Origin of the sequence: Paenibacillus jiangxiensis, from assembly GCF_046098255.1 — a bacterium.
In the GTDB taxonomy this organism is placed as follows: Bacteria; Bacillota; Bacilli; order Paenibacillales; family Paenibacillaceae; genus Paenibacillus; species Paenibacillus jiagnxiensis.
Genome location: NZ_JBJURI010000035.1, coordinates 1 through 15,440, shown reverse-complemented (window position 1 = coordinate 15,440; position 15,440 = coordinate 1). Strand labels below are relative to the sequence as shown.

The window sequence follows — 15,440 nt, the reverse complement described above, 5'->3', positions numbered from 1 at the left end:
AGACAATACACTCGCAGCCTAAAATACAACGAGATGTATCTCCTGGTATCCACAAGCGAATAACGGAGGGAACTTTGTTCCCCTCCCGCGCCTTCGCTTGGGCTTTGGCATTCAAATTTATGTAGACTTTTCGGCACTTTTCTTTCATTCCTGTTTGTGCCGACTTAGTCGGAATGGAGATTATTATGAAAAGAGTTGGAATTATTACTGTTTATTACAAAAACTATAATTACGGTGGCCAACTTGGAGCCTATGCACTGCAAAAAGCTATAGCTAAGTTAGGATTTCATTGTGAGCAAATTACATTCAAGTGGCAAAACGAATACTACTTACAAGCATGTGAAAGTGCTAAAAGTGCTGAACATTTTAGGATTTTTTCCGAAAGCATTCCCCACAGCGAACGTTTATATACAGTATCTGATATTGCAGAATGTGTTGATGATTACGATATTTTTGTTTGCGGTAGCGACCAAATATGGGGTATTCCGCATGTTCTTTCCGATGACAATTTACCCTGTATGGCACTTTCTTTTGTTCCAGCATCAAAAACGAAAATTGCATACGCAGCAAGCATGGGAGGAGCAGAAATAGAGCCCCATCGAAAAAATATCCTTGCTCCACACGTTAATTCCTTAGACTTTGTTTCTGTTCGTGAAAAAAGTGCAATCCCTTTTGTGAAAACGATGAAAAATGGAGATGTTACTCATGTATTGGATCCTGTAATGCTTCTTGATAAATCCGAATGGGATGATATAGCTGCCACTCCGCCAGAAAAAGCCTATATACTCACTTATGATTTACGAGATACAGGGGTTCAGGAATATGCTGAAGCACTTTCACAAAAGTACGGATACGAGATTATATCTCTTGCAACTGCTGGAGCAGCTACGGTTGGTCCGAAGGAATTTGTAGGGTACATAAAACACGCTAAGTATTTTATTACTAGTGCTTTTCATGGGGCTGTTTTTGCCATTTTATATAAGGTTCCATTTTTGGTTTTCCCGGTATCTGATAATCCACATGACCCCAAATCAATGGATTCAAGACTGATAGCTCTGCTGGATGCGTTTGACTTATCTTCTTGCTATGTTTATGCTACATCAAATATTCCAAATATTGATGATGTTACTCTTCATCATATAGACGAATCAAAAACAAGTGCATATCGTAATAATTCACTTCAATTTCTTAAAGATGCTTTTGAATCTTAAAATAAATCAAAGCATGTGTGCGCTAGGCGCGGGCATTTTACAAATGCGGATGAGTGTTGTCAAACATGAAAGGGTTCTTGCTCCAAAATTTCTCTGTCATACGTCTTCCCTCGCGGATACCTTTGCCACAACAGGATGTCGAGGGGGAAGCCTTCGATTATGAGGAGTCCTTCTTTTGAAAGCGTGTACATTGTGTGGATCGTTTGCAGCCAAGCGAACGGGAGCTGGAAGCGGCGGAGCATTTGATCCGCAGCAGCGGTTCCTCTGTTTTTTGAAGATTCGAGGCCGGATTTGTGTATTCAAAACAGCGGGACGATTTGAGACAATACACCCAGGAGCAAATGAAAGCGTTAACAATAAATTATTGGATACATCGGTTGGGCTCCACAATTATGGCGAAAAGGGGAGAGCTACATGAAGAAAAAGAGTCTCTTGGCGGTCATGGTTCTCATGCTCATGCTGACTGCAGCCTGCGGTGGCGGGGGAGGAAGCGGCAATAATGCCGGGCAAAATTCAGGTGATGGACAGGTTACGCTGCGCATTGCCTGGTGGGGGTCGGATAAGCGAAATGAATACACACAGCAGGTCATCGACCTGTATAAGCAAAAGCATCCGAACGTGAAAATCGACGTGGAATACGCCTTGTTCGACGACTACTGGAAAAAGCTCGCGCCGCAGGCGGCAGCCAATCAGCTGCCTGACATCATCCAGATGGACGTGTCTTATATCACCCAGTATGCGAAAAACGGGCAGCTTGAGGATCTGGGACCTTATGTAAACCAATCGGTTCAGCTTGGAGATGTAGCAGAAAACGTTCTGAAAACAGGTATCGTCGAAGGCAAGCAGTATGGAATTCCTACCGGAGTCAATGTGCTTGGCTATCAATATGATCCGGCTAAGCTCAAGGAGACCGGGCTGGAAATTCCGGAGAACTGGACCTGGGATCAGTACAAAGAGCTGAACAAACAGGCAGGGGCAAAAGGTGTATATTTCGACAACGGCATGCAGCCGGATATTTTCTTCAATTACTTCCTCCGTACCAAAGGGCTGTCACTGTACAACGCGAAAGGCAACGCACTGGGATACGATGACGACCAGCTATTCGTAGAATTCTTCGGGGCTATGGCTGAAAACATTAAGAACGGCGGTACACCATCACCGGAAATTACAAGCCAGACCAAAGGCATTCTGGAAGAGAACCAGATTGTGAAGGGCAAAGGCATCGGCGAATGGCAGTGGTCCAACCAATATGTGGCATTGCAGCAGGTAGCCAACAAACCGATGGAGCTGGCTCCGATGTTCGGTCCGGATATGGAAAAAGGGATCTACATGCAGCCGTCGATGTACTGGTCCATTGCCTCCAGCTCCAAAGTGAAGGAAGAGGCGGCCAAGTTTATCGACTTCTTCATCAATGACGTGGAAGCCAACAAGCTGATCAAGGGGGAGCGGGGTGTGCCGATCTCCAGCAAGATCAAGGAAGCAATCGCGCCTGAGCTGAGTGAACAGACACAGCAGGTATTTGACTTTGTCGCCGCAATGGAACCAAAGGCTTCGCCAATGAGCCCTCCGCCTCCGGTCGGATCGCCTGAAGTGATCGCAGCCCTGGCAGACTATGTGGAACAGGTCAATTTCGGACAAATGACGCCTGAGGATGCGGCAGCCAAGTTCCGCGCGGACGCGAACGCCATCCTGGCCAACAATATGTAGTCGGACGGATAAAAAACAGCACGGCTCCGCATAAAGGGCAGGCTTTGGGGACAGGCGTCCGCTGTCTGTCCCTTATGCGCCCGCCGTACGAACAGCGTGATATACCGTGTGCCCGGCTTACGCGGGGAGCCGGACGCATTTTAAGGAGGTTGGTCCTTTTGAGGCTCAAGTCTACGCTCAGGGCGGATTTGACGGGGTACGCTTTTATCAGCCCGTTCATCATCGGCTTTCTGGCTTTTACGTTCATTCCCATGTTCATTTCACTGTATCTTTCCTTTACGAGCTACAATCTGTTCACCTCGCCCCGCTGGATAGGGCTGGACAATTACGAAAAAATGTTTACTGGCGATCCGAAGTATTGGACTTCTATTAGAGTTACTTTTACTTACGTATTCCTCGGGGTGCCATTACGACTGATATTTGCTTTATTCATCGCCATGATTCTGAATACGAAATCCCGTATGGTAGGGGCCTACCGGACCATGTATTATCTGCCTTCCATTATCGGGGGCAGCGTGGCTGTGTCCATTATGTGGCGTAATATTTTCAGCAATGAGGGTATTATCAACAAGCTGCTGGGGCTGTTCGGTGCAGGTCCTGTGCGCTGGTTCGGGGATCCTGACGCCGCCCTGGTCATGCTGATCGCGCTGTCTGTATGGCAGTTTGGGTCCTCCATGCTTATTTTTCTGGCAGGTCTGAAAAACATTCCTTACGAGATGTACGAGGCCTCCAGTGTGGACGGTGCCAGTCCGGTGCGCAAGTTTTTCAGCATCACGCTGCCCTTGCTCAGCCCGATCATTCTGTTCAATCTGATCATGCAGACGATCAGCGCTTTCATGACCTTTGTGCCTGCATATATCATTTCCAAAGGCGAAGGCGGTCCGCTGGATGGGACGATGCTTTATTCGTTGTATCTGTTCCGCCAGGCGTTTATGTTTAACAACATGGGTTATGCCTCCGCCATGGCCTGGGTGATGCTGATCATTATCGGGATTTTGACGGCTGTCCTGTTTGTGACATCGAAATACTGGGTGTTCTACGAAGCGGAAAGGGGGCGCTAAATTATGGTCTGGAAAACGGTCAAATGGCCTCTTTACCATGTGCTTGTAGCCGCGCTGGCCATAGCGATGCTCTATCCGGTGATCTGGATGCTGTTCAGTTCGTTCAAGGAAAGCCGTACCATTTTCGTTACGGCAGGCACGCTGTGGCCCGCAGAATGGAAGTGGGAGAACTACCCGGTTGGCTGGCAGGGCGTCTCCGGTTACAGCTTTGGCAAGTATATTTATAACTCGCTTGTGCTTGTTGTCATTTCGACCATCGGAGCGGTCATATCCTCTTCACTGATCGCATTCGGTTTTGCCCGTCTCCGCTTCCGGGGGCGAAACTTCTGGTTTGCGCTCATGATGGTGACTTTGATGCTGCCGCATGACGTGGTACTGGTGCCGCAGTATATCATCTTTTCCAAGCTGGGTTGGCTGAATACGATCCTGCCCATCGTTGTACCCGCATTTTTCGGGATGCCGTTCTTCATCTTCCTGATGATCCAGTTTATCCGTACGATCCCAAGCGAGCTGGATGAAGCGGCCACCATTGACGGGTGTGGAAAATTCCGGCTGTATGCGCAAATTATTTTGCCCCTGCTGAAATCATCGCTCGCCACAGCGGCTATCTTCTCCTTCTACTGGAGATGGGAGGATCTGCTGGGACCGGTGCTCTATTTGAACTCTCCGGAAAAATATACGGTATCCATGGCACTGAAAATGTTCCTCGACAGTGAAGCTGCCTCCAACTGGGGCGGGATGTTCGCCATGTCCATCGTGAGTCTGGTTCCGGTTATTGTCGTATTTTTCTTATTCCAAAAGCAGATTGTTGAAGGAATGAGCACCAGCGGCTTGAAGGGGTAATAGGGAAACGGTTGAATCTGGAAGGAATATGGGTGAAGGAAGGGGAGCAGAAATGAAAAATGCTGAAGCGGCAGGCCTGCCGGCATTGGACAGCGGGCAGGCGCAGCAGGCTGGAAAGCAGGTGGATAGGGATAAGGAGCTGGCCCGGGCAGAAGGCTGGAGATTCGATTTCGGGCCGGGGGATGCAGCAGAGGGTTATACGGCTGTTGGTTTGGATTGCCGGTATGATGCAGATAAAGGGTATGGCTTTGAAGTCGGCGGCAGTGTCTATGGCCGGGATCGGCGTCTGCAGGAAGACGATGGGAAGACGGGAGAAGCAGGCAGTATTGCTGCCCCCGCAGGAGATGCCGTTTCAACACGTCTGCGGGGCAGCTTCTGTATCCCGCTTGGCGCCGTTTTCCGTGCCGATCTGCCGGATGGCACCTATATGGTGAACATGCTCACCGGAGATGAGCTGGCAGATACGCATACGGTGGTCAAAGCGGGGGGAAGCAAGCGCATGCTTCCGCCCATCCGGACGGCAGCAGGGCAGTTCGTGGAGCATCGCTTCTCCGTTCCGGTATATGGAGGCATGCTGCGGCTGGCCTTCTCGGGCAAGGCGCCACGTGTGAATGCGCTGGAGATCACGCCCGCCCCGCAGACGCTGACTCTCTTTCTGGCAGGTGACTCCACCGTCACGGATCAGCCGGCTTCCGGCTATCCGTACGCAGGCTGGGGACAGATGCTGCCCGCCCTGTTCAAGCATGATGTATGTGTGGACAATCACGCGGTATCAGGCAGGAGCTCGCGCAGCTTTATTGAAGAAGGGCGGCTGGATGCGCTGCTGACCCGCATGAAGGCGGGCGATTTTCTGCTGATCCAGTTCGGGCATAACGATGAGAAGGCCGACCCGCAGCGGAGCACGGATGCGCATACGACGTATAAGGAATATTTACGCAGGTATATTGACGCTGCCAGGGCTGTGCAGGGCCAGCCGGTGCTGATTACGCCGGTACAGCGGAGATATTTTGACGAAGAGGGACGTCTGCTGGACACACATGGGGAGTACATACCTGCTGTGCGAGACCTGGCCGCGGAATGCGGCGTGCCGCTGATCGATCTGGCGGAGAAAACACGCGCCCTGCTGGAACAAGCCGGACCGGAGGGCAGCAAGGAGTTGTTTATGTGGACGCTGCCGGGAGAATACTTGAATTTTCCCGCCGGGACGGAGGATAACACCCATTTTCAGGAGACGGGTGCGGTCAGGATTGCAGCGCTGGTAGCGGAGGCCGTGCGCGAGCTTCGTCTTCAGCCTTTGCTGATGTATTTGAGATAGCAGGGAGTTATGCACTGATGCAGATTAATGAACGGGAGGAGCTGTTGGAAATGCCGGCACTTGTTTTTGATGAGGAGCATGTAAGACAGGTCATTGATCGGGTAGTTGAAAGAACCTTTAATATGGATTTCAGCTGGGACTGGCCCGGTGGAGTGGCATTTTACGGGGTGTGCGAAGCATATGATGCCACGGGGAAGGAGGAATATCTGCACAAGCTGAAGGCTTGGGTGGATGAAAATATCGAGGATGGGCTGCCGAAGCTGTCGGTGAACGGAGTGTCCATCGGACACTGCCTGCTGACGCTGTATCAGGCGACCAATGACGAGACGTATCTGAATATTGCTAAGGAAATGGCCGAATTTCTGGCACATAAGGCGGAGCGGTTCGCGGACGGCATTTTCCAGCATACCGTCAATTCGCTTCATGATGTATTTCCACAGCAGGCGTGGGTGGATACGATGTTTATGGCTGGCTATTACCTGCTCAGAATCGGTCACCTGCTGGGGAGTAAGGAGTACTTCGACGATGGCTTGAAGCAGTATCACGGCCACGAGGAATTTCTGCAGGACCCGGATACAAATCTGTATTATCACGGCTGGGACCATGTGAACCAGAATCATATGTCCGGCATCTATTGGGCGCGCGGCAATTCCTGGGCGGCCTTGACGATGGCCAAAGCGTTGAAGCTGATCGAGGTGCAGCATCCGTCCTATATGATCATCGCCGGGTCTCTGCGCGATCAAATGAGCGCCCTTGTCCGTCTGCAGTCGCCGGAAGGTCTGTGGCATACGGTTCTGGATGACGAAACCTCCTATCTGGAAACGTCGGGCTCGGCGGGCATTGCAACGGCGCTGCTGATGCAGGGCAGACTGTACAATAAATATTCGCAGAAGGCCATTGACGGCATTTTGTCCACCATCAAGGAGGACGGTACAGTTACAGGCGTATCGGCAGGCACGGCCGTCATGAACGATATCGATGGCTACCGGGAAGTACCTTACAAACGGATTCAAGGCTGGGGACAGGGGCTTACGCTGGCATTCCTGGCTGAGCTGCTGCGCACGAAAGAAAATCCTTTTGGATGACGGAAGGGTATTTTGGTGAGGCAAAGGAGGTTGGGCAATGAGTGCTGGAGAGTTAAACAAGCATAACAGGGGAAGCTGCTTCTGGGTCATTCCTGACGGTTATATTCCGCCGGACAGCAGCGGAGAGCTGGTCAGCCACGAGAGCATCTGTGTTCTGAACTGTGGGGATGAGGCGGCACAGCTGAGAATTAATATATATTTCGAGGACTGCGAGCCGCTGGAAGGGATTGAGGAGGTAGTCGAGGGAAGACGGACCCGCCATATCCGGACCGCTTCGCTGGAAAAGAACAGCGAACGGATTCCGGAGGCAGTGCCTTATGCGATCACGGTTGAGAGCGACGTGCCGGTGTTCGTCCAGTACAGCAGGCTCGACACGACCCAGCCGGAGCTGGCGTTGATGAGCGTGATGGCCTATCCGGCGGACAAGTGAAATCATATAGCTGCAAAAGCATGAGGGGAGCCCCGAGAGGCCTACTGCCCTAGGGCTCCTCTGTATGTTTTGAGACGTGCCGGTTACGAATGGATAAATTTTCTTATTCCGCATGCTCGTGAAGCGTTGCGCTCTCGATATAATTTATCATTCTTCTCAAGTCTTTTGCTTGTTCGTTGCTGATTTCCCCGTCCTTGTACATGCGGTGAATCTCCGCACGTTCCACGTCCATCACACCGATTCGCAGTTCTTCTTTTTGCGCTTCAACAGCTTCATTAAATTGGGATGGCCCTTTTAAACGATCGATCATTTGCTTGTAATCGAAAATGACGGGATAAATGATATTGGCATCCTCGCGTTCTTTCGCCATGACTTCCAGATGCTCCAGAGCTGCTTGCGAGGCTCTTAATTGGATTTCCTTTCCTGCCAGACGTTGGGCCATTCGTTCCTTACCACGATTTCGACGATCCTTGCCGGTCGAATGCTTCCAGTCTCGGAAGACGTTCCCGACGAGGAATCTAAACCTTGATCTTGCATTTCTGGAAAGAGCCTCTCCACGAAGTTCGAAAGCTTTCATGAAGAATTGGAATAACTCCTCGTCCATTTCTCCTTTAGCCATCGCATCTTCAATGTATTTTCTCTCTACTTTTAGCGCCATCAACCGGATTTCCATAATTTTTTGCACAAACTCTTTGTTGTCTTTATCCTTCGAATTTTGCTCGAAACTCGTTTGCTTGAAGGACTTTTTATACTCATCCATCAATTGATATGCCGCGGTTTCATTGTCTTCGTTCGTTTCTAAGCGGATCTTCTTCATCGCCGCCAGCAGCAGTCTGCTCTTGGCTGCATTTATATCCAAATAATTGGATAACTCCCCTTCGGATGTCTCTCCTTTGCTTATCAAGGGGAGAAACACGGTGGCTGCGATCAAAGTAAACAAAATAACACCTGCCGCCAAGAAGATGATCAGGGACCGTTCAGGGAATGCTTCCCCGCTTTCGATCATAAACGGAATAGACAATACTGCGGCCATCGTCACAGCGCCTCGAACACCTGTGAAACTAACCAATAGTGTCATTTTGACCGTTGGTTTGGCTGCGTGTTCCTTTCTTTTGAAACGATACTCATAACAAGAAAATAAGTACGACCAGATGAAGCGGATGGCCAATATCGCTGTCCCGATCGCCAGGACATACCCGATCGCAAGAACATTATGAATGTTTGGATTCTCGAATGTTGAACGAATAGACGGAGGAATGATTAAGCCGAGCAATAGGAATACCGCTCCATTCAAGATAAACAACACCGTTGTCCATGTATTTTCCGTTAGAACCTGTTCCTCCGCTTGCATAGGTTCCGCTCTCTCCCGGAGCAAAGAATGAACAATCCCACCTACAACGACCGCAATGACTCCGGAAGCGTGCAGCATCTCATCAGTAACAATATAAATAAGGAAAGGTGTCAATAATTGAAGTAAAGAATGCAAAGTGACATCGCTGATCCCGTTTTTGCGCAAGGCATACCGGACCCACGTCATCAGTAAGCTGAGCGCGAAGCCCAAGAAAGCCCCGGCGATAAACATATATGTAAAGTTGAAAATCGCTTCACGCAGCGAAAAATAACCCGTGACAACCGCAGCTACCGCATAATTAAAAGCCACAAGCCCGGAAGCATCGTTGATGAGGGATTCTCCTCGCACCAGATTCAACACTTCACCTGGAAGATGAACACGCTTGGCGATGCCATTCACCGCAACAGGGTCTGTGGGGGACAGAATGGCGGCTAAGGCAAAGGCTGCCGCAATTGGAATGCCGGGAATGATCCAATGAATAAAGTATCCCCCGCAGATCGTCGTCAACAGCACCAGAACGATGGCATTTCCGAAAATCGGCGCCCGCATTTTCCACAGCTCGTCTCTCGGAAAATGTCTGCCGTCGTTATACACGAGCGGAGCAATGAAGAGCAGCAAGAACCATTCGGTTTCGATCTCAAGATGGAAATCTTGATGTATGAGTGCGATGACGATGCCTAAGACAATCTGAGTCAAGGCGGTAGGTATGAAAGGCACATAGTGGCTGATGATATTTGAAATCACCAAACACACAAGCAGCAACATGATGGTCATTAATATTTCCACGTTGTTCCTCCTAAGCGAATTCTTCTTGGAAATCTTAATTTATTTGGTGGGAGTTTTATTGTATGGAAGTTTATCTTTGTTATACGAGGTAAGGATAGGGAACTATTATGAACTGAATATGAACTGAACATGAGGGCCGGTAATTCTATAACCATAAAAAAGACCCTCATTTGCGAGGGTCTCTAAATTTTTCAATCTGATATCTGTACCGGATCGTCTCGCTGGCTAAGGCCTGGATAGTGTCCCTTCTTTCATCTGTCCGGGGGCAATCAGATGTCTTTTTAGATAAAGCCGATAGACCACGAGGAGCACGACATACAGAGCGAATAAGGAGAGATAAATATTGCTGAACACAAATGTGCCGGTAAAAGAATTGAACGGATTCCAGGCCGTCCCGGCTCCATGGTCAAGTGCTTTACTGTAAATCAGCGTTGAGATGGTTCCGGAAAGAAAGTTGATCATGGACAGGAGGCCCATGCCGACTCCGGCTCTTTCCCGTGAGAGCGTTCCGGAAATGGTATTGGACAAGGCGATTTGCATAAAAGCCTGCCCCAGCGTGCCGAAGATCAGAAAGCAGGCGATCAGGAGCGCAGGCGCACCCGTAAATAACGCCAGCAGCGCAAAACACGACAGCAAAAGAAGCGATGCGGCGGTAAATAAAAATGCATTGCCCTTCGTATCCGCCAGCTTGCCGCCTTGTCTTCCCAGGAGGGCGGTAACAAGTGCCGCAGGCACCATGGCAAAACCGATCCAAGCCGGAGAAAGCTGCTGTACATCAGCTAACAGCTGGGGTGTAAGATAGGGCAGGGAAAAACCGATGCTCATCACGATGACGGCAGTAATCAACCCCAACGTATAACTTTTGTTGCGGAACAGATCCAGCTGGATAAAAGGCTCCGCTGCTGTCCGAACGCGCAAGATAAAGCATACCAGCAACAAGGCGCTTCCTGCCCCTAATCCCCAGCTGCCTTGCGTCACTGCAAGAACACAGGAGGCGATTGAAACTGCAAGCAGGCTTCCCCCAAGCCAATCCACCCGTCCGCCTTTGGGCTGTTCATCTGTCAGATACTTACGGTAAAAAGGCAGCATGAATATCATTAGCAGCGGTATGGCGAACAACCATCGCCAATGGAAGGCGCCGACCACCAGCGCAGAAACGACCGGTCCTACCGCGTTGCCCAGTGCGAGTCCGGTGGCCGATATCCCGAGTGCTCTTCCCCGGTTCTCCGGCGGGAAGTAGCGTATAGGGATCAGCATGGCCATGACCGGTATGATGGAAGCGCCGGCTGCCTGGAGAATCCGCCCGACAATCACCATCCAGAAGGCCTGCGCTGCCAAGCCGATCAGCGACCCGAGAGCCAGCACGGTCAGGCCGAAGGTGAGCAGCGACTTGAGGCTGTATTTATCGGCCAGTTTTCCGAAAATCGCCACCCCGACGGCATAAAAAAGCGTGTAAAAGGAGAACACCCAGCTTACCTGCGTCACCGATATCCCCAGCTCCTCTTTCATTTGCGGCAGTACGATATTGAACATGGTCGCGTTCATAACCGAAATGACCAAAGTAAAGGCGAGAACGCGCATTAATCTGATTCCTGCCTGTATATCTGCTTCCATAGTATTCATTGAATCGTCCTCCATTCAACCCTCTTTTTTTCGAACTGAGGCATATTGAAACATCTCCTACTTAAAAAAGTGAAATCGCATCTTTCGCTCTGCTGCCACTTATATTACAATTGAATTTACATAATTAAAAATATATATTAATGTATATATTCATAACCTTTAGTATATCGATATTGGAGGGCTGTCGAATGGAACTGCTGCAGCTGAGGTATTTTCAAAAAGTAGCCAGGATGGAACACATGACTAAAGCTGCGGAGGAACTAAGGATCGCCCAGCCGGCACTGAGCAAGACGATCGCCAAGCTGGAGGAAGAATTGGGTATGCCGCTGTTCGACCGCCGTAATCGGCAAATTCAATTAAATGAGTATGGCAGATCGTTTCTTATGAAGGTAGATGAGGCGCTTTATGCGCTGGAGGAGGGCCAAAGAGAGCTATCCGATCTGGCGGGGGCGGACCGTGGGAAAATATCTGTCGCAACCAATGCACTGCCCCGTTTAACCGGTCCGATCAAGCGGTTTCGTGAGCAGCATCCGGAGGTCAATTTTCGCATTTTGCAAATCGCCCCTTCGGCCACTGCAGATATGGCGAATCTACTGAATAAAGGCGAGGTGGATCTCTGCTTTACGGCAGCGGCGCTTAACCAGCCTGGTATAGAGGAAATAGCAGTTCTGCACGCCGACCTCTATCTGGCCGTTCCCCCGGGGCATCGGCTGGAAGGGAGAGAGAGCATCACGCTGCAAGAGACGGGACAGGAATCGTTCATCGAATACAAGGAAGGCCATCCATTCAGGGAAAAGAATGAGGAGCTGCGCCGCAAGGCGGGAATACGCCCGGAAATTGTCTGTGAGGTGGAAGAGCCGTCCGCTTTGATGAGTCTGGTGCAGGCAGGGCTGGGTGTTGCCTTGGTCCCGGCCTGCAAAAGCGATGAATCGCCGGTAGCATTGCTGCAGATACCGGATTCGCAGCGAACGTTCACTATAGCTTCATGCGAAAACCGCTACTTATCCCTCGCCGCCCGGGAGTTTCGGCGCTTCTTGATTCAATATTACAAAAAGTATTAAATGCTCTCTTATTGAACATGATACTTGAAAATAAGGAACAATGAAGTTATTATAGACTCATAAAGTCTTTATTGAAGGTGTGACCTATGAAATACTCACAAGCAACCGACTATGCGCTGCATGTAATGCTCTATCTGGTGGCGGCCGCGCCGGATAAACCTGTGGGTGTAGCTGTTTTGGCCGAGAGGATGGGCGTTTCCCAAACTTACCTGTCCAAAATGCTCACCAAGCTGGTCAAGGCCGGGCTGATTCAATCCGTTTCAGGTGCAAACGGCGGGTATCGCCTGCGGAGCAACTGGGATGATATCTCTTTTTTGGATGTTATACACGCGATTGAAGGAACAGCCTCCATGTTTGAGTGTAGCCTGGATCATGGCAGCGAGTGCCTCGTTCAGCAGGTTGTGGCCGAGGCCGAGCAGCAGCTGGAGCAATTTTTGGGCAGCAAGAAAATCGCCGATTTGGCGGTACAATTCAAGGCGGAGTCATAATCCGCCGCTTTTGTTGATTTTTTCATGGATATAATCGATCTTTTATGGATGTGATGTATGGGGATTTACTCAAATAAGGAAGGGATGATTTTTATGACAACGGATATACTTGACCCGCGATTCTGGGAAGAAGCATGGAAGAACGATCCAAACTCGTTCGCCAATCGAACGAAAAAAGCGGGGTTGGACCCCGCTCGCAGCTTTGACCACAAAGCCAAGGAATTTAACAAGCAGGTGTTCAGCGAGGAGGGGATCCGGAGAACAGAGAGGATTATCGGTTGGCTGGAGAATCAGGGTGTCAATTTTGCGGGAGCTTCCGTGCTGGATGTAGGGGCGGCGTCGGGCGGCTTCTCGATTCCTTTTGCCGAGCGCGGTGCAACAGTTACAGCTGTGGAACCCAACATTCCGCTGTCTGATTTACTGCTGGAAAATGCGGGCAGGCTGGAATCCGGAAGTGTAAATTTGGTGCGGGACACCTTTGAAGCGATTGATCTTGAAGCTGCGGGCTGGAGGAATGCATTTGATATCGTGTTTGCCTCCATGGTCCCGGCCGCCGGTGATTGGCAAAGAGTAGAGAACTTGATCAGCTGTGCCAGCCGATTCTGTTATATCAGCATGGCAGCAGGCGGCACCGAGCATGGACTTCTGGATGAAATCATACCGCTTATTACGGGCCGGAGAAGAGAGCAAGGGAATTCCGAGATGTATTATCTGCTACAGCTCCTTTATCTGAAGGGGTATTCCTATACCTCGCTTGTTACCCGTGAAACCAAAACTGTTGAAATGTCCATAGAAGAGGCTATTTATGAGGCAATGGCCATGCTCCGTGTACACCAGCAGCCCAATGATCAACGTGCCCGGGGTATCGTTACAGATTATCTGCACCAGGCTTATCCGGACAACAAGGTCGTTTTCCAGCAGGGGGGGCGTTTCGGCAAGGTGCTTATTCAAACCCGTGATCAAAATATGTACAGTAAGCGGGGCTAAGTTGGCAAAGCGATATTTCTAACCACAAAACGTTTTTAACGGTTGCCACGTCCGCTATTGGTTCCAAAAACGTTGATTTCAAATTATAACGGTCACCATTGCGCTTATTGCCCTTAACCCGGATATTTTTCGCCTGGATTAAGGCAAATAACGGCGTGTACAACCGTTAGATTTTAGAACAGGTCTATTTTCGTAAAATAGCAGCTGCTACAACTGTTAGATTTCTGGCGGGCGCAATATGGCTCGAAAATCCGGGCTGTTGCGGAAAGCCTGGAATTAATCAGAGTTACAAGTTATCTTGTGCAAGAGTTAATGCTCAGCCAGCGGAAGTAGACGAAAAAGGTCTGCCCCAAAAGTACTTGTATAACTTTTGGGGCAGACCTTGAATTTTTTCATCGAACAAACCAGGTTGCTTCAATCCCCGAAATAATTGATCCCCATCGCCTCCCGCACCTCGCGCATCGTTTCACGGGCAGCGGCGCGTGCTTTGCGTGTGCCTTCCACAAGGATTTCATTGATATGCTCCATTCTGCCGGCAAGGCTGCTGCGCCGCTCCCGGATGGGCTCCAGCAGCTCATTGACCGCTTGGGAGGCAAGCTTTTTGCAGTCCGTGCAGCTGATCGCGCCTTTGGAGCACAGCTCATGGATATCTGCGCATTGCTCCGGTCTGAAGTGCCGGTGATACTCATATGCAGGGCAAATATCCGGATGACCCGGGTCATCCATTCGAACGCGTGCCGGGTCCGTCTTGGCCTTGGCCAGCTTCAGCTCAACCTCTTCACGGGAAGAGTCAAGGTACAGGGCGTTGCCCAGGCTCTTGCTCATCTTGCTGCCTCCGTCCAGGCCGGTCAGCCTGCCGCCGGTCAGGATGCGGGGCTCCTTGAACACAGGTCGGTAAAGTTCGTTGAAGCGGCGCACTATTTTACGAGCCTGCTCAATATGCGGAATCTGATCTTCCCCCGCCGGAACAAGGGTTGCCTTGCAGAAGGCGATGTCTGCCGCCTGGCTCACCGGATAGCCCAGAAACCCGTAATACATGTCATTATAGCCTCGTTCCTTGGCTTCACTCTTCACCGTCGGATTGTGACGCAAGGAATTGACGGTAACGAACATGGAGAAATATTGGGTCAGCTCTGCAATTTCCGGAATCATGGACTGGATGAACAGGGTGGCCCGCTCGGGATCAATCCCGACGGCTAAATAGTCGAGTGCGACCTGTCTCACACTGTCCGCAATCAGCCCGGGATGCTCAAAATGCGTGGTCAGCGCCTGCACATCGGCGAGCAGAATGAAAGTAGGGTACACATGCTGGAGCTCGACACGGCTGCGCAGGCTTCCCACATAGTGGCCAAGGTGAAGCTTGCCGGTCGTCCGGTCTCCGGTCAGAATAATTTCGCTTGTCATTGCAATTCCTCCCTTGTATGTTAAGAGCATCTCCTGATTTGGGGTTGCTCTTTTCCTTTTGCTCTTTGAAAAATGAATAAGTTGAAAT

Annotated in this window: 13 protein-coding genes; 10 read left to right on the top strand and 3 right to left on the bottom strand. The window is 50.3% G+C overall.

Going from position 1 to position 15,440, the window contains the following annotated elements; all coding sequences use genetic code 11:
• Positions 1–185 precede the first annotated feature (185 nt).
• The 7 genes from ACI1P2_RS26225 to ACI1P2_RS26195 all read left to right on the top strand — a co-directional run bounded on the left by ACI1P2_RS26225 (position 186) and on the right by ACI1P2_RS26195 (position 7,652).
• Positions 186–1,211, top strand: coding sequence for a polysaccharide pyruvyl transferase family protein (locus ACI1P2_RS26225; RefSeq protein WP_355325119.1), 1,026 nt, complete (start codon positions 186–188; stop codon positions 1,209–1,211).
• 414 nt (positions 1,212–1,625) lie between these two features.
• The gene (locus ACI1P2_RS26220; protein WP_355325117.1) at positions 1,626–2,918 is read left to right on the top strand and encodes an ABC transporter substrate-binding protein; all 1,293 of its coding nucleotides are present in this window, start codon (positions 1,626–1,628) and stop codon (positions 2,916–2,918) included.
• Positions 2,919–3,076: 158 nt separating this feature from the next.
• Positions 3,077–3,979 carry a carbohydrate ABC transporter permease gene (locus tag ACI1P2_RS26215; RefSeq protein ID WP_355325114.1) on the top strand — a complete coding sequence of 301 codons (903 nt, stop codon included), beginning with the start codon at positions 3,077–3,079 and terminating at the stop codon, positions 3,977–3,979.
• Between the two features lie 3 nt (positions 3,980–3,982).
• Complete coding sequence (locus tag ACI1P2_RS26210; protein ID WP_355325111.1) at positions 3,983–4,822, top strand: carbohydrate ABC transporter permease; 840 nt, start codon at positions 3,983–3,985, stop codon at positions 4,820–4,822.
• Positions 4,823–4,874: 52 nt separating this feature from the next.
• Positions 4,875–6,137 carry a rhamnogalacturonan acetylesterase gene (locus ACI1P2_RS26205; RefSeq protein ID WP_355325108.1) on the top strand — a complete coding sequence of 421 codons (1,263 nt, stop codon included), beginning with the start codon at positions 4,875–4,877 and terminating at the stop codon, positions 6,135–6,137.
• A 50-nt stretch (positions 6,138–6,187) separates the two neighbouring features.
• Positions 6,188–7,222, top strand: coding sequence for a glycoside hydrolase family 88/105 protein (locus tag ACI1P2_RS26200; protein ID WP_355325249.1), 1,035 nt, complete (start codon positions 6,188–6,190; stop codon positions 7,220–7,222).
• 37 nt (positions 7,223–7,259) lie between these two features.
• Positions 7,260–7,652, top strand: coding sequence for a sensory rhodopsin transducer (locus tag ACI1P2_RS26195; RefSeq protein WP_355325105.1), 393 nt, complete (start codon positions 7,260–7,262; stop codon positions 7,650–7,652).
• A 103-nt stretch (positions 7,653–7,755) separates the two neighbouring features.
• On the opposite strand, the gene ACI1P2_RS26190 is transcribed toward ACI1P2_RS26195, so the two are convergent.
• A complete protein-coding gene (locus ACI1P2_RS26190) occupies positions 7,756–9,789 on the bottom strand; it encodes a Na+/H+ antiporter (RefSeq protein WP_355325102.1) in 2,034 nt (677 codons plus the stop codon).
• 225 nt (positions 9,790–10,014) lie between these two features.
• The gene (locus ACI1P2_RS26185) at positions 10,015–11,412 is read right to left on the bottom strand and encodes an MFS transporter (protein ID WP_408976355.1); all 1,398 of its coding nucleotides are present in this window, start codon (positions 11,410–11,412) and stop codon (positions 10,015–10,017) included.
• A 188-nt stretch (positions 11,413–11,600) separates the two neighbouring features.
• Here ACI1P2_RS26185 and ACI1P2_RS26180 point away from each other — a divergent pair, with 188 nt between their 5' ends.
• The 3 genes from ACI1P2_RS26180 to ACI1P2_RS26170 all read left to right on the top strand — a co-directional run bounded on the left by ACI1P2_RS26180 (position 11,601) and on the right by ACI1P2_RS26170 (position 13,948).
• Positions 11,601–12,473 (top strand): LysR family transcriptional regulator, encoded by an 873-nt coding sequence (locus ACI1P2_RS26180; RefSeq protein ID WP_355325099.1) that lies wholly within the window; start codon positions 11,601–11,603, stop codon positions 12,471–12,473.
• 86 nt (positions 12,474–12,559) lie between these two features.
• On the top strand, positions 12,560–12,961 hold the full coding sequence (locus tag ACI1P2_RS26175) for an RrF2 family transcriptional regulator (RefSeq protein ID WP_355325096.1): 402 nt from the start codon (positions 12,560–12,562) through the stop codon (positions 12,959–12,961).
• 93 nt (positions 12,962–13,054) lie between these two features.
• Entirely contained in the window at positions 13,055–13,948 is an 894-nt protein-coding gene (locus tag ACI1P2_RS26170) for a class I SAM-dependent methyltransferase (protein WP_355325093.1), read from the top strand.
• Between the two features lie 414 nt (positions 13,949–14,362).
• On the opposite strand, the gene trpS is transcribed toward ACI1P2_RS26170, so the two are convergent.
• On the bottom strand, positions 14,363–15,352 hold the full coding sequence (gene trpS, locus ACI1P2_RS26165; protein WP_355325090.1) for a tryptophan--tRNA ligase: 990 nt from the start codon (positions 15,350–15,352) through the stop codon (positions 14,363–14,365).
• Between the last annotated feature and the right edge of the window lie 88 nt (positions 15,353–15,440).